The sequence below is a fragment of the Nocardioides astragali genome (genome assembly GCF_024436375.1).
GTDB lineage: Bacteria > Actinomycetota > Actinomycetes > Propionibacteriales > Nocardioidaceae > Nocardioides > Nocardioides astragali.
The window spans coordinates 180,106-193,335 of the sequence record NZ_JAFMZM010000003.1 but is presented as its reverse complement, the minus strand read 5'-3'; the positions used below and the strand labels follow the sequence as shown (position 1 = coordinate 193,335).

At 69.6% G+C, this 13,230-nt stretch carries 13 protein-coding genes and 1 pseudogene; 5 read left to right on the top strand and 9 right to left on the bottom strand.

Annotated features, from left to right (window positions below):
• Positions 1 to 8 precede the first annotated feature (8 nt).
• The 6 genes from rhaI to J3P44_RS09965 all read right to left on the bottom strand — a co-directional run bounded on the left by rhaI (position 9) and on the right by J3P44_RS09965 (position 6,423).
• Positions 9 to 1,187 (bottom strand): L-rhamnose isomerase, encoded by a 1,179-nt coding sequence (rhaI, locus tag J3P44_RS09990; protein WP_255890189.1) that lies wholly within the window; start codon positions 1,185 to 1,187, stop codon positions 9 to 11.
• Positions 1,187 to 1,594, bottom strand: coding sequence for an L-rhamnose mutarotase (locus tag J3P44_RS09985; protein ID WP_255890188.1), 408 nt, complete (start codon positions 1,592 to 1,594; stop codon positions 1,187 to 1,189). The genes rhaI and J3P44_RS09985 overlap by 1 nt, the downstream gene beginning before the upstream one ends.
• Positions 1,595 to 1,688: 94 nt before the next feature.
• Positions 1,689 to 2,735: a rhamnose ABC transporter substrate-binding protein gene (gene rhaS, locus J3P44_RS09980; protein ID WP_255890187.1), complete on the bottom strand. Its 1,047-nt coding sequence runs from the start codon at positions 2,733 to 2,735 to the stop codon at positions 1,689 to 1,691.
• A 21-nt stretch (positions 2,736 to 2,756) separates the two neighbouring features.
• Positions 2,757 to 3,827, bottom strand: a complete 1,071-nt coding sequence (locus J3P44_RS09975) for an ABC transporter permease (protein ID WP_255890185.1) — start codon at positions 3,825 to 3,827, stop codon at positions 2,757 to 2,759.
• Positions 3,824 to 4,909: an ABC transporter permease gene (locus J3P44_RS09970; RefSeq protein ID WP_255890184.1), complete on the bottom strand. Its 1,086-nt coding sequence runs from the start codon at positions 4,907 to 4,909 to the stop codon at positions 3,824 to 3,826. The genes J3P44_RS09975 and J3P44_RS09970 overlap by 4 nt, the downstream gene beginning before the upstream one ends.
• Positions 4,906 to 6,423 (bottom strand): sugar ABC transporter ATP-binding protein, encoded by a 1,518-nt coding sequence (locus J3P44_RS09965; protein WP_255890183.1) that lies wholly within the window; start codon positions 6,421 to 6,423, stop codon positions 4,906 to 4,908. Before J3P44_RS09965 ends, J3P44_RS09970 begins: the two co-directional genes overlap by 4 nt.
• 174 nt (positions 6,424 to 6,597) lie before the next feature.
• Between J3P44_RS09965 and J3P44_RS09960 the strand changes: the two genes are divergently transcribed.
• Positions 6,598 to 7,611, top strand: coding sequence for a LacI family DNA-binding transcriptional regulator (locus J3P44_RS09960; RefSeq protein WP_255890182.1), 1,014 nt, complete (start codon positions 6,598 to 6,600; stop codon positions 7,609 to 7,611).
• Positions 7,612 to 7,661: 50 nt separating this feature from the next.
• Here J3P44_RS09960 and J3P44_RS09955 read toward each other — a convergent pair whose 3' ends face one another.
• The gene (locus tag J3P44_RS09955) at positions 7,662 to 8,324 is read right to left on the bottom strand and encodes a hypothetical protein (RefSeq protein ID WP_255890181.1); all 663 of its coding nucleotides are present in this window, start codon (positions 8,322 to 8,324) and stop codon (positions 7,662 to 7,664) included.
• A 391-nt stretch (positions 8,325 to 8,715) separates the two neighbouring features.
• Between J3P44_RS09955 and J3P44_RS25800 the strand changes: the two are divergent.
• Both J3P44_RS25800 and J3P44_RS09945 read left to right on the top strand, forming a co-directional pair.
• Positions 8,716 to 9,453: pseudogene (locus tag J3P44_RS25800) on the top strand (DUF222 domain-containing protein); the annotation flags it as partial.
• Positions 9,454 to 9,826: 373 nt separating this feature from the next.
• The gene (locus J3P44_RS09945; protein ID WP_255890179.1) at positions 9,827 to 10,126 is read left to right on the top strand and encodes a hypothetical protein; all 300 of its coding nucleotides are present in this window, start codon (positions 9,827 to 9,829) and stop codon (positions 10,124 to 10,126) included.
• 506 nt (positions 10,127 to 10,632) lie between these two features.
• Here the strand turns inward: J3P44_RS09945 and J3P44_RS09940 are convergent.
• Positions 10,633 to 11,097 (bottom strand): hypothetical protein, encoded by a 465-nt coding sequence (locus J3P44_RS09940; RefSeq protein ID WP_255890178.1) that lies wholly within the window; start codon positions 11,095 to 11,097, stop codon positions 10,633 to 10,635.
• A 128-nt stretch (positions 11,098 to 11,225) separates the two neighbouring features.
• Here J3P44_RS09940 and J3P44_RS09935 point away from each other — a divergent pair, with 128 nt between their 5' ends.
• Entirely contained in the window at positions 11,226 to 11,966 is a 741-nt protein-coding gene (locus J3P44_RS09935; RefSeq protein WP_255890177.1) for an SMI1/KNR4 family protein, read from the top strand.
• Between the two features lie 64 nt (positions 11,967 to 12,030).
• Here J3P44_RS09935 and J3P44_RS09930 read toward each other — a convergent pair whose 3' ends face one another.
• Positions 12,031 to 12,423: a hypothetical protein gene (locus J3P44_RS09930; RefSeq protein WP_255890176.1), complete on the bottom strand. Its 393-nt coding sequence runs from the start codon at positions 12,421 to 12,423 to the stop codon at positions 12,031 to 12,033.
• Positions 12,424 to 12,523: 100 nt separating this feature from the next.
• On the opposite strand from J3P44_RS09930, the gene J3P44_RS09925 reads away from it, so the two are divergent.
• Positions 12,524 to 13,225, top strand: a complete 702-nt coding sequence (locus J3P44_RS09925; protein ID WP_255890175.1) for a 4a-hydroxytetrahydrobiopterin dehydratase — start codon at positions 12,524 to 12,526, stop codon at positions 13,223 to 13,225.
• The last annotated feature ends 5 nt before the right edge of the window (positions 13,226 to 13,230 follow it).

The following is a 13,230-nucleotide window of genomic DNA, read 5'->3' as shown; positions in this document are numbered from 1 at the left end:
TTGATGTGTCAGTTCCAGCCGGCCTGCGAGCCGCCGACGCGGTCCGCCTCGATCTGCTGCTGGTAGCCGGAGTCGAGGTAGGCACGCATGGGGTCGGCCGGCAGGCCGCGCTGCTCGCGCCAGGCGGCCAGGTCGCGTCGTACGTCGGTGTAGAAGGCGTCCATGTAGATCTCGTTGGCGAGCAGCACGTCGCCGGACGTACGCGCCTTGTCGAGCGCGTCGGTGTCGAGCAGCAGTGCCCGGGCCGTCATCTCCTGGACGTTGAGCACGGAGCGGATCTGCCCGGGCACCTTGGCCTCGATGTTGTGGCACTGGTCGAGCATCAGCGCGACGTCGTTGGGCCTGCCGTCGGCGCTGTTGCCGTAGCCGCCTCCGCGCACGACCTCGACCATGATCCGGAAGAGCTGGTAGGGGTCGGCGGCACCGACGATCAGGTCGTCGTCGGCGTAGAAGCGGCTGTTGAAGTCGAACGAGCCGAGCCGGCCGAGCCGCAGGAGCTGGGCGACGATGAACTCGATGTTGGTGCCGGGCGCGTGGTGGCCGGTGTCGAGGCACACCATCGCGCGGTCGCCCAGGGCGGTGCAGTGGGCGTACGACGTGCCCCAGTCCGGCACGTCGGTGTGGTAGAACGCCGGCTCGAAGAACTTGTACTCCAGCACCAGCCGCTGGTCGTCGGAGAGCTGGTCGTAGATCGTGCGCAGGCCCTCGGCCAGCCAGTCCTGGCGCGCGCGGATGTCGCCCTGGCCGGGGTAGTTCGTGCCGTCGGCGAGCCAGATCTTCAGGTCGCGCGAGCCCGTCTGGTGCATCACCTCGATGCAGTCGAGGTTGTGCTGCACCGCCTTCGCGCGGACGGCCGGGTCGGCGTGGGTGAGGCTGCCGAGCTTGTAGTCGTCGTCCTGGAAGGTGTTGGAGTTGATGGTGCCGAGGCGCACGCCCTGGTCCTCGGCGTACGACGCGAGCGCGGCGTAGTCGTCGACGAGGTCCCACGGGATGTGCAGCGCCACGGTCGGCGCCAGGCCGGTGAAGCGGTGCACCGTGGCGGCGTCGGCGATCTTCTCCTGGACGCTGCGCGGAGTCCCGGGGGAGCCGAAGACCTTGAAGCGGGTGCCGGAGTTGCCGTAGGCCCAGGACGGCACCTCGATCGCGAGGTCGCCGAGCCGGGCGCTGATGGCGGAGAAGGTGGTCATCACTGGTCCTGAGCTGTCTGGGTGGGTGCGTCTGGGCGTGTGTCTGGCTGTGCGTCTGGCTGTGTGTCGGCGGTGAGGTCGGCGAGCTGGTCCTCGAGGTGGAACACCTCGGTCAGCTGCCAGAACCCCTGGTCGGCGGGAAGGTCGAGGTCCTCGAAGAACGGGGCCATCTCGGCCTGCCAGCGGACGTTGACCTCGGTGTCGGCCATGCCATGTCGGGCGGCTGCGAGGTCCGGGGTCTCGAGGTAGCCGACGAGCAGGCCGTCCTCGCGCAGGAAGAGGGAGTAGTTGTGCCAGCCGGTGTCACGGAGGGCGCGGAGCATCTCGGGCCACACCGCGGCGTGGCGCTCGGCGTACTCCGCCATCCGGTCACGGCGGACCTGGAGGGTGAAGCAGACGCGGTGCATCGCGTTCTCCTTGCTCGTGGGGGCACGGTGGTGGGAGGTCCCGGGGCCGGCGGATGTGGCGCCGGCCCCGGGACGTCAGGTGGTGGGGGGCCGATCAGAAGTCGAAGTCGCCGATGTTGTCCGCGTTGAAGGTGAACGGCTCGCCGAGGAGCACGACGCCGTCGGCGCCGACCTCGAACTCGCCGAGGTCGCCGGCCTCGAAGGTGTCGCCCTCCTCGCCGGAGATGTCACCGTTGACCAGCGCGGCCGCGGCGTACGTCGCCAGGAAGCCGAGGTCCTCGGGGTTCCACAGGGCGAAGGACTCGACCGTGCCGTTCTCGACGTACTCACGCATCTGGTTGGGGGTGCCCAGACCGGTCAGAGCGACCTTGCCCTTCGCGTCGGAGTCCGACAGGTAGCGGGCTGCGGCGGCGATGCCGACCGTGGTGGGCGAGATGATGCCCTTGAGGTCGGGGTGGTTCTGCAGCAGCGCCTCGGTCTGGTCGAAGGACTTCTGGTCCTCGTCGTCGCCGTAGACGGTGTCGACCAGCTCGATGTTGGCGTAGTCGGGGTTCTCGGCGAGCTCGGTCTCCATCATCTCGATCCACGCGTTCTGGTTGGTCGCGTTGGCGCTGGCGGACAGGATGGCGATCTCGCCCTCGCCGCCGATCTGCTCGGAGATGAGCTCGAGCTGCTTGGCCGCGATGCCCTCGGCGGTGGCCTGGTTGACGAACAGGTCGCGGCACTCGGGGTTGGTGTCGGCGTCGAAGGTGACGACCTTGACGTCGGCGCTGCGGGCCTCGTCGATCGCGTCACAGAGGGCCTCGGGGTCGTTGGCGGAGAGGATCAGCGCGTCCTGGCCCTGCTGTGCGACGGTGTTGATGTAGGACACCTGCGCGTCAGGGCTGGCGGCCTCGGGGCCGACCTCCTCGATCTCCGCGCCGAGCTCCTCGGCCGCCTTCTCCGCGCCCTTGGTGCTGGTGTCGAAGTAGGGGTTGCCCAGGTTCTTGGGGAGCATGGTCATGCTGAGCGCGCCGCCACCATCGCCGCCGCTGCCGGAGTCGCCGCCGTCGCCCCCGTCGTCGCCGCAGGCGGTCAGGGCAACGGACGCGGTGAGCAGGATCGCAGCCAGTGCCGTCGGCCGCCTCGTGTGGAACTTCATGCGTGTCTACCTTTCGTGTTCCTAGACGCCGGCGGATGCCGCGTTCTGGGTGGGGCGCGACTCCGGGGGAGTCGCTGCCTTGCGCGGCAACCTCGATGAGGTCGACGCAAGGACGCTGGGGAGGATCACCGAGGCCACCAGCAGGCAGCCGACGATGATGTTGGTGACGTTGACCGTGACGCTCTCCAGACGGAGCGCGCTGGAGATGACACCGATCAGGACGACGCCGGCGAGCACGCCGTGCAGCCGGCCGCGACCACCGAAGATCGAGACGCCGCCGAGGAGCACGGCTGCGATGACCTGCAGCTCGTAGCCGGTGGCGTTGTCGCCCCGGGCGCTGCCGAAGCGGAGCGTGAAGTAGATGCCGGCGAAGGCGGACACCACGCCCGACAGGACGAACAGGATGAACTTCGTGCGTGCCACGTCGACGCCGGTGAAGTGCGCCGCCTCGTCGTTGAGACCGATGTCGTAGACACCGCGCCCGAAGGTCGAGAAGTGCAGCAGGACGACGAAGGCGACGGCGAGCACCGCGAACGGGATGATGACCAACGGGATGCGGCTGTCGCCGATCGTGCCGGTTGCCACGTCGCTCCACTTCTCCGTGAAGTCCGTGACCGCCTTCGTGCCGAGGAGGCCGACCGCGATGCCCCGGAAGAGCGCCAGGGTGCCGATGGTGACGGCGAGCGAGGGCAGTCCCACGTAGGCGATCAGGAACCCGTTGAGGGCGCCACACGCGAGGCCGGCGAGCAGCGCCAGGAGCGCCGCGGCGGGGACGGACATGCCGTTCTCGTGGAGCACGCCGAGCAGCACGCTGCTCAGGCCCATGATGCTCGCGACGGAGAGGTCGATCTCGCCGGTGATGATCACCAGCGTCATCGGCAGCGCGATCAGCAGGATCGGTGCGATGTCCTGGAGGAGGAACTTCAGGGTCAGCGGCCCGTCGAAGTTGGGCACGTTGACGATCGAGTAGAGGATCACCGCCGCAGTCAGGGCGATGACGGCCGTCTCCCGGGTGAGCAGGACACGTCGCCACAGCGGCGCCGAGTACGCGGCGTACGTGCGGGCGGGTGCCGTCGGCTTGTGGGTGCTCATGCGTGGTCCCTCGATTCGGCGAGCCGGCGGGCCTGTCTGGCGGCGAGGACGCGGTCGAGCACGATCGCGCCGAGGATCAGGGCGCCCACGACGGCGCGCTGCCAGAAGTCCTCGATGCCCAGGCTGGGCAGGGCTCGGTTGATGGTCACGAGCAGGAAGGCGCCGATGGCTGCGCCCCACACGGTGCCGCTGCCGCCGAAGATCGCGATGCCGCCGATCACGGCCGCGGCGACGGCCTGGAGCTCGATGCCGTTGCCGACGCTCGAGCTCACCGTGCCGTAGCGGGCGGTGTAGAGGGCGCCGGCCAGCCCGGCCAAGGCGCCGCTGAGGACGAAGGCGGCCAGCACGCGACGGCGTACGGCCAGGCCGTAGAGCACGGCCGCGTCGGGGTCGGAGCCGATGGCGTAGAGCTCCCGGCCGCCACGGGCGGTGTGGAGGTAGTAGCCGACCGCGGCGAGCACCACGAGCGCGATGATCGTCAGGATGGGTACGCCGAGGACGGCGCGGGTGCCGAGCCGCAAGAACTCGCGGGGGAGGTCGCCGGCGTTGATCCGGTCGCTGCCCGCCCAGGTGAGCATGATCCCGCGGTAGATGTAGAGGGTGCCGAGCGTGATGACGAGGGCCGGCACGTTGCCGTACGCAACCAGCGCGCCGTTGACGAGGCCGAGGACCGCGCCGAGCAGCAGACACGCGGCGAGGACCACGACCACCGGCAGGCCGGGCTGCTCGATGAAGAGCCGGCCGGTGAGGTAGGCAGTGAGCGCCATCACCGAGCCGACGGACAGGTCGACGTTGCGGGTGATGATCACGACGCCCTGGCCGACTGCGAGCAGCACCAGGATCGACGGGTTGAGCAGGAAGTTGCGCCAGCCGTCGGAGCTGAAGAGGAAGCTCTCGTTCTTGGCGGTCGCCAGCACGACGACCGCGACCAGCACGAGGAAGATGGACAGCTCGCGCGAGCGCAGCACGGTGGTGAGGACCCGGCGGGTGGGCGAGAGCCGACTCGGCTCGACGAGCAGGGCCTCGCTCGCGGACACCTCGCTGGACTCCGCGTCCGGGCGCTCGATGTCGGTGTGGCTCATCGCGCGGCCTCCAGGTGGTGGGTGGCCGCGTGCATCACGGCCTCGGGGGTGGCGTCGGCGCGATCGAGCTCGGCGGTGATCCGTCCCTCGCAGAGGACCAGGACGCGGTCGGCCATGCCGAGGACCTCGGGGAGCTCTGAGGAGATCATCAGGATCGCGAGGCCCTGGCCGGCCAGCTCGGAGAGCAGCCGGTGGACCTCCGCCTTGGTGCCGACGTCGATGCCGCGGGTGGGCTCGTCGATGATCAGCAGCTTCGGCCCGGTCGCCAGCCACTTGGCGATGACCACCTTCTGTTGGTTGCCTCCGCTCATCGTGGCCGCGGTCATGTCGAGCGCGCTGGTCTTCACCTCGAGGGTCGCGGCCCAGGGGCCGGCGGCACGGTGCTCCATCGCCGAGGTCAGCAGGCCCGCCTTCGCGATGCCGCGACGGATCACGCCCGCGACGTTGCGGGTCACCGAGGAGTCGATGACGAGGCCCTGCTTGCGTCGGTCCTCGGGGATGAACGCCATCCCGGCGCGGATGGCCGAGCGCGGGTCGTGGCCCTTGACGGGCTTCCCGGCCACCGACACCGAGCCCGAGTCGTAGCGGTCGACGCCGAAGACGGCGCGGGCGATCTCGCTGCGGCCGGCGCCGACCAGTCCGGCGAGGCCGACGATCTCCCCGGCCCGCACCTCCAGGTCGATGTCGTGGAAGACCCCGGCACGGTTGAGGCCGCGCACCTGGAGGACGGGCGCGCCGATCTCCGCGGGGACCTTGGGGAAGAGGTCGTCGACGTCGCGGCCCACCATCAATGAGACCAGCTCGGACGGCGACGTCTCGTCGATGCGGCGCGTGTCGATGTAGGCGCCGTCACGCATGACGGTGACCGTGTCGGCGAGCGCGAAGACCTCGTCGAAGCGGTGCGAGATGAACACGAGGGCGCGACCCTCGTCGCGCAGGCTGCGAGCGACGGCGAACAGCCGCTCGACCTCGACGCCACTCAGCGCGGCGGTCGGCTCGTCCATCACCAGGAGGCGCGCGTCGAGCGAGATCGCCTTGGCGATCTCGATGATCTGCTGGTCGGCGATCGAGAGGCCCTCGGCGGGGCGGCGCGGGTCGATGCGGACGCCCAGTCGGGTGAAGAGGCCCTCGGCCTCGGCGTACATCGCCTGCCGGTCGATCCGGCGGCCCCGGCTGAGCAGCTGGCGGCCCATGAAGATGTTCTCGGTCACCGACAGGTCGGGGAAGAGGGTCGGCTCCTGGTAGATCACCGCGATGCCGGCCTGCTTGGACTCTGCGGTGGAGGAGAAATCGACCGGCTCGCCACCGAGCTCGAAGGTGCCGGTGTCGCGGCGGTGCACGCCGGCAACGACCTTGACCAAGGTCGACTTCCCCGCGCCGTTCTCGCCGACGAGGGCGTGGATCGAGCCGGCGTCGACGCGCAGGCTGCCGGACCGCAGGGCGACGACGGGGCCGAACGACTTCGAGACGTCACGCAGCTCGAGCACCGGCGCGGCGGTGTTGCTGGCGATCATGGAGCTCCTCGGATTGAAAGGTTTCAACGAAAGGTAAGTGAGCGCCGTCACAGGTGTCAAGAGGTGTCTTCGCGGAGATTCGCCGCTGATCCCTGAGCCGGTGCCGCAGGGAGGGGGAATGGCGTACGCTTCCCGCCACATCGTTTCAACCGCCGACAGCGGGGAGGTGCACAGGTGGCACGGGCACATTCCGTCAAAGACGTCGCCGCGCGCGCCGGCGTCTCCTTGGGCACCGTCAGCAACGTCCTCAACCGGCCTGACCGCGTCTCGCCCAAGACGCGGGCGAGGGTCGAGCAGGCCATGCAGGACCTGGGCTTCGTCCGCAACGAGTCCGCGCGCCAGCTGCGCGCCGGGCACAGCCGGACCCTCGCCTACGTCCTGCTCGACGCCCGCAACCCGTTCTTCACCGACGTCGCCGAGGGTGCCGAGCGCGCCGCCGAGGCCGCCGGACTGCGGCTCTTCCTGTGCCACTCGGACAACCGGGCCTCGCGGGAGGGCGACTACCTCGCCCACCTCGTCGAGCAGCGCGTGCAGGGGATCCTGGTGACGCCCGTCGATCCCCAGGCGTCCGTCCTGGACGACGTACGCCGCAACGGCACGCCGCTGGTCATCGTCGACCGCACCCGTGAGGACGACCAGTTCTGCTCGGTCGCCGTCGACGACGAGCTCGGCGGGCGCCTGGCCGTCGAGCACCTCGTCGAGCAGGGACACACGCGCGTGGCCTTCATCGGCGGGCCCGACACGATCGGCCAGGTCCGTGACCGGCTCGAGGGCGCCCGTCGCGCCTGGAAGGAGGCGGGCCTTCCCGACGACCAGCTGACCGTCGTCCCGACCGACGGCCTCACCGTGGTCGAGGGTCGCTCGGCGGGCGAACGGTTGATGGGCCTCGCCAAACGCCGCCGCCCGTCCGCCGCGTTCTGCGCCAACGACCTGCTCGCCCTCGGCCTGCTCCAGCAGCTGAGCACGTCGGGCCTCGCCGTTCCGGGCGACCTCGCGATCGTGGGCTACGACGACATCGAGTACGCCAGCGCCGCGGCCGTCCCGCTGACCTCGGTGCGGCAGCCACGGCAGGAGCTCGGGCGGCGCGCCGCCGAGCTGGTCCTCGACGAGGCCGACAACCCCGCGCACGTGCACGAGCAGCTGGTCTTCCTCCCCGAGCTCGTGGCCCGGCGCTCCACTCTCGGCTGAGAGTCCTTGCGCTCCCATCCTGGCTTCAGGATCGTCGGCGAGCCCAAATCCTAGGCGTGAGCGGTCGTGTGGTCAGGGTGCGTGGGCCACCGGGCGTCAACGGTCGCCGGGTCGGACCAGACACCGGCGGCGGCACGCGCCTGCTCGACGGTGTCGGGGAAGGTGATCGGCCGGCCCAGGTCGAAGTGGTACGTCGACGCGTCCCGCACCTCGACCAGGGCCAACCCGGCGGGCTCGACGCCGAACCCGATAACCACGACATCGACCTCCGGCAGCGCGGTCGTGAAGGCCGCCCAGGCCCCCGCCCAGTCCAGCACCGACGCCGAGACGGTCTGGTGGTCGACCATCCAGGACGCCTGCCGCCACCCCGTGTGACCGGCGGCTCGGGACAAGGCGACGTCCAGCAGCCGTTGGCCGTAGTCGTCGGGCCGGTTCGCCAGGTCAGGCATGGTCGCGTCCACCACTGCCACCGCGGCTATCCCAGCAGCCCGTTCGTCGGCGTCGACCCCGGCACCCGGGAACCGGTCGCCGGAGAAGGTGCCCACCTGCGTCCACGGGCGCCGGGAATCTCGCCGCGTGCTCCCGTGCCCCAGCCAGACCCCGGTCGCGGGAGACCCCAGGCGGCCCTCCACACCGTCGAGCCACCGCGGGCCGTCCGGGCCGTCGGAGAGCCCGTAGACGGGAAAGTCCAGAACCGGGTGAGTCATCTCCATGCGCCCAGCATGGCGCTAGCGGTCATTGTCGGCGCCGGTGGGCGCCCGGTCGGGTAGCGGGGCGCGAGCAGAAGTTCGCTGATGACCTCGGCCTCTGAGGCACGGGCACTGCAAGAGCAGCGCAAGCGTCCGTCAAGCGCGGCGGCCGACTCTGGTCAGGTCACACCCACTCGACCAACGGGACTACTGCGCCAAGTACTGACCCAAGGGCGCCGACGTGCGCCAGCTCACCACCACCGAATGCGACCACGTCGCACTGAGCCTGAACACCAGGCCCGCAAGACCCTCGAATGGCAGACCTCCCGGCCAGGCCCTCAACAAGAGGCTCGTTGCAACAGCCGTTTGATCTCGCTGTCGGCGATTGTCAGTGGCGATCTCTAGAATCGAACACATGATCGGGACGCTTGCACGGAGACGCGAGGCAGAGGTCGGAGACCTCGACGCCTCCGGTCTGCTCGCCACGATCAAGGCCTCGCGAGAGGTCGAGAACGCCGAAGCTGCCCGTCAGCTCGACCTCGCCGCCCGCTGGGCGGACCTCCATCCGCCGGAGTCGATCCACATGGCGGCGACCTTCACCGTGCCGGGATGTGAGCACGAGGAACCCATCGCCGGTGAGGGCTGCCCGGCGGTGGCGGAGTTCTGCGTCGCCGAGCTCGGCACCGTCCTCGGGATCTCGACGGTGTCGGCGAAGCGGCTGATCGGGCACGCCCTGGAGCTGCGGCACCGGCTCCCGCGGTTGTGGGCGCAGGTGCAGTCGGGTCGGGTCGCGCCGTGGCGGGCCCGGATGGTGGCCGAAGCCACGATCCACGCCACCCCGTCGCTGACTCCTGAGGCGGCCGGGTGGGTCGATGCCCAGGTCGCGGCCGTCGCCGGACGCATCGGCCCCGCCCAGCTCGACCGGCTGGTCCCAGAGAGCATCAAGCGCTTCGAGCTCGCCCCAGCGGATCCGGCGGCGGACCCCGATGACGGCTACCTGTCCGTGGACCCGCGGCACGTCACGGTTCACGGCGAGGACGTCCACTTCGCCGGCACCGTACGGATCGAGGCGGAGGTCGACCTGGCCGACGCCCTCGACGTCGACCGCGTCCTGACCCACGGCGCCGAGCGGCGCAAGGCCCTCGGCTCCACCGAGTCCCTCGACGCCCGAAGGGCTGCCGCCCTCGGCGACCTCGCCCGGACCCAGACCGCCCTCGACCTCCATTCCCAGACCAAGGCCAGGCAGGTGCATCCGGCCAGAACGGCCTCCCGGCCGCGCGGGCGGTGGTGCTGCACGCCCACTTCGACGCCCGCTCCGTCGAGGACGGCCACACGGTGTTCACCCCGACCGGGCGGCTCGAGGAAGGCCAACGCCTCCTGCTGCTGGAGCAGGTCCGGGCCTGGTGCGGCGACTCCCGCACGAAGGTCACCGTCAAGCCCGTCATCGACCTCAACGCTCACCTCGAGGCGCCCGGATACGAGATCCCGGACCGAATCCGCGAGCAGGTCATTCTGCGAGACCGGACGTGTGTCTTTCCCTGGTGCAGCCGGCCGTCCAGACGCTGCGACGTGGACCATTTGTCATCGAGTACGACCACGACGCCGAGGCCGAAGGCAGACCCCAGCCCGGACCCACCGAGACCGACAACCTCGGTGCGCTGTGTCGGTTCCACCACCGCCTCAAGACCCACACTGCATGGCACTACGACGTCATCGGGCCCGGCGAGTTCGTGTGGACCAGCCCCCACGGCCACCGCTACCGCCGCGACGCCACCGGCACCATCCCACTCGACCCGCCCGGGATCGCGCAACAGCGTCGACGATGACCCCGCCCCACACCCCGCTGCGCACCAGGCAGCGGGGCCATCGGCACGCCCGGGGGCTCAGCTCGCCTGCTCGATCGGGCTCGCAAGAGGCAGATCGCGCACATCGGTACGAGTGGGCGTACGGGTCGCGGTGGATCAGTGCGTTGCGTCAGACAACCAGCAGGCGGTCTCCTAGGCTGATCTGGTAGCTCTTGTAGTGCGCCTCAGGTGTCTCCCGAGAAGCCGAGCTGCACCTGGTGCTGGCCGAAACCGACAAAGGTCAGTGCGCAACCGCTCAGGGGACTCAGGTCGGTGTCACGGCTCAGTCCGTACATGCCGACACGCTGTCAGCCTCGACGTTGGTCCGCCCATCGGCTGTGTGAGCGCATCGGGGCCCATCCGGCTGCTCGTCAGGGGAGGTGGCGCGCTTCGCGGTGACGCAAGGAACCGGCACGGAGGTCTCGCAAGAAGTGCTGCACATCATCAGTTCGTCGCTGCGTCAACTGCGCCTGCGTTCGGCCGACCAGCTACTCGCGTCGGTTGTCGGCAATGAGTGCAGCGTTGCCGACTCGCCGCGCGGTCTTGCGGAGAAGGCCGCGCACCTCGTACCGCTGCGCCAGGACCACCTCGGCTCCAGTGCGATCAACGGCTCGCGCCAGCACCGCGTCGGTGCGCCTGCCTTCGACGGTGAGGTAGCCGTCCCAAGCGCCGCAGGCGCCGTCTACGTCAGCATCCACTTCAGCGGTCCGGTCTCCGCGGTCCCCGGCAATGACGGCCGCCAGGTGCTGCTCGACCTCCGCCAGGCCGTCCTCGAGGCGTTCGGTGAGGAAGCGCTGCAGACTCAGCCGGTCGCCCGTGCGTGCGAGAACGAACGGGATGAGTGGACCCCCACTGGCCTCGACGCTGTCGATGGCGTGGTCCAAGCCGGTGAAAGCCAGGTGGAGCAGGGGGTCGGCGTCGGGGTTGGCGTTGGTGGAGTCCGGTGAGTCCATGCACGTGATTGTCCCAGACCGGCCTGCCGGTAGGGCTCCGAGAGCCAGGCGGGTGTCGTCTCTCACGTAGCGTGGACCGAACCATGAGAGGGGCTTGTGTGAGAGCCGATTGGCGCGACTTCTACCTGGTGAAGGACGAGCTGAGGCTCTGGACGGACGCCGACGTCGACGCCGCTGGGGAATCCCTCGACAGTCGGCTACCGCCCGGATACCGCGAGCTCATGACCACGCTCGGCGACGGGACGTTCTACGACGACCTCCGCCTGTTTGCGCCGACGGACCTCGCGAGCAAGCAAGCCTTCTTCCGAACCGTGGTCGAGGAGTCGTGGTTCTTCGACGGTCCAGACGAGGAGCTCACCCCGGCGTACGCACTCGCCTCAATGTCTGTCGCCGAGTCCTTGCAAGGTGACCAGATCATCTTCCACGCAGGGACGGGCCGCATTCATGTGCTGCCGCGGGACGGGGACCGGACTTACATCGCCGGAAGCGACCTGCCTGAAGTCGTTGCGTGGTGGCTGGACTCCGGAGTCATGTTGCGCCCACGCGGATTCCGATTCTTCGAGTCCCCTCTCGGTCCAACCGGCGCTGTCAACGGCAAGGGCGACAGAACGAGCCTCGTTCGCGTCAGCGAGGCAATCAGATCGCTGCAGGCCCACGATGTCGAGGTCGCCGAAGAGGACGGGGCCGGCCGTACGTTCTTCGTGCGGGCGGTCGGGGGCTTCGTCTCGGTCCAAGGGACCGGTCCCACGGACGTGTCCGTTCACTTCCGCTCTCAGGCGGACCGTGCGCCAGAGATACGCGCACAGCTGCAGGAAGCAGCAGTGGGCGGCGGAGTGACGTTCGCAGAGCCCTGGTCGATGACGCCCTGACTGCGAGGCTTGCACGCCATCAGCTCGGGACGTACCGGTCGCGTCGGCAGACTGGCCCAGCGCGCTAGCCGGACTGAGCGACAGTCCACTGCGGCAAAGCCTCGAACCGCTCACGGCAGTCCGACGGAACGGGCCGCGAGGCGCTGGAGCCTCCGCCGCCGAGGGCGATGCTGTCGCCTGTGCCATACGTCGAAACGGCATACCGAAGCCCCTCGTCGCTCCACTCGACCTCGTCCGCCGGGAAGTAGACGAGGAAGCGCTCGCTGGTGCTGGCTTCGACGAAGAAGCAGCCGTCGTCTAGTTGGACAGTTCCCTCAAGCAGCGCGCCATCACCACCCTCGCCAGTGGCCTCGTAGGTGCCGACATGACGCGAAACCTCATCGGACGTCCCCGCGCTGCAACCAGCGCCAGCGACACACAAGAGTGCCAAGGTCACGGTGACGGGGACATGCCGCATGCCAGTACGACGCTTACCCGTCGTGGATCGTTGCTCCGACCGCGAAGCGATGAGCTCGGGTGCTCCGCCTGGATCGGGGCTAGGGTCCCAGCGTATGGACATGCTGAGGGGTGACAAGATCGCCGAGGCCGATCTGACCGACTGGCGCAAGCTCGCTCAGGGACTGCACGCCCGGTACGTGGTCGACGACTTCGCTGCCGGCGCACGGTTCGTCGCCGCGGTGGGCGAGGCGGGCGACGCGCTCGGCCACCACCCGCGCGTGTCGATCGGCAAGGGGTACGTCGACTTCAAGCTGGTCAGTGACGACGCGATCTACCGCGACGACGAGGGCACTGAACACGTCGTCGAATGGGTGACCCAGCAGGACGTCGACCTTGCGCGACGGATCACCGAGGTCGCCGCCGACCACCAGCTCACGTCTGACCCGGGCTCGGTCAGCCACATCGAGCTCGGCCTCGACACGGCGGACTCTGCGGCCATCGCCCCGGTGTGGGCCGCGCTGCTGACCGGAAGCGCTGAGGCCCAAGGCCGGGGAACCCCCAGCGACGAGATCCGGGACGCAACGGCACGCGTGCCGAATCTGTGGTTCGGGGACGCCGACGAGCACGAGACCGCGGGGCGGCGGTTCCACATCGAGGTCTACGTGGCGCCCGAAGTGGCCGAGCAACGGGTCGCCGCCGCCGTCGCCGCCGGCGGGACCGTCGTCGACGACAGCAACGCGCCCTCGCACACCGTGATCGCCGACCAGGACGGCAACAAGGGAATCGTCTGCGTCGACGTGTCCGCTGCGAAGAAGAGCTGAGACAC

What these genes read in the sequence shown, in the direction of transcription:
- rhaI (WP_255890189.1), bottom strand. Translation starts at nt 1,187, where the DNA reads ATGACCACCTTCTCCGCCATCAGCGCCCGGCTCGGCGACCTCGCGATC.
- J3P44_RS09985 (WP_255890188.1), bottom strand. Translation starts at nt 1,594, where the DNA reads ATGCACCGCGTCTGCTTCACCCTCCAGGTCCGCCGTGACCGGATGGCG.
- rhaS (WP_255890187.1), bottom strand. Translation starts at nt 2,735, where the DNA reads ATGAAGTTCCACACGAGGCGGCCGACGGCACTGGCTGCGATCCTGCTC.
- J3P44_RS09975 (WP_255890185.1), bottom strand. Translation starts at nt 3,827, where the DNA reads ATGAGCACCCACAAGCCGACGGCACCCGCCCGCACGTACGCCGCGTAC.
- J3P44_RS09970 (WP_255890184.1), bottom strand. Translation starts at nt 4,909, where the DNA reads ATGAGCCACACCGACATCGAGCGCCCGGACGCGGAGTCCAGCGAGGTG.
- J3P44_RS09965 (WP_255890183.1), bottom strand. Translation starts at nt 6,423, where the DNA reads ATGATCGCCAGCAACACCGCCGCGCCGGTGCTCGAGCTGCGTGACGTC.
- J3P44_RS09955 (WP_255890181.1), bottom strand. Translation starts at nt 8,324, where the DNA reads ATGGAGATGACTCACCCGGTTCTGGACTTTCCCGTCTACGGGCTCTCC.
- J3P44_RS09940 (WP_255890178.1), bottom strand. Translation starts at nt 11,097, where the DNA reads ATGGACTCACCGGACTCCACCAACGCCAACCCCGACGCCGACCCCCTG.
- J3P44_RS09930 (WP_255890176.1), bottom strand. Translation starts at nt 12,423, where the DNA reads ATGCGGCATGTCCCCGTCACCGTGACCTTGGCACTCTTGTGTGTCGCT.
- J3P44_RS09925 (WP_255890175.1), top strand. Translation starts at nt 12,524, where the DNA reads ATGCTGAGGGGTGACAAGATCGCCGAGGCCGATCTGACCGACTGGCGC.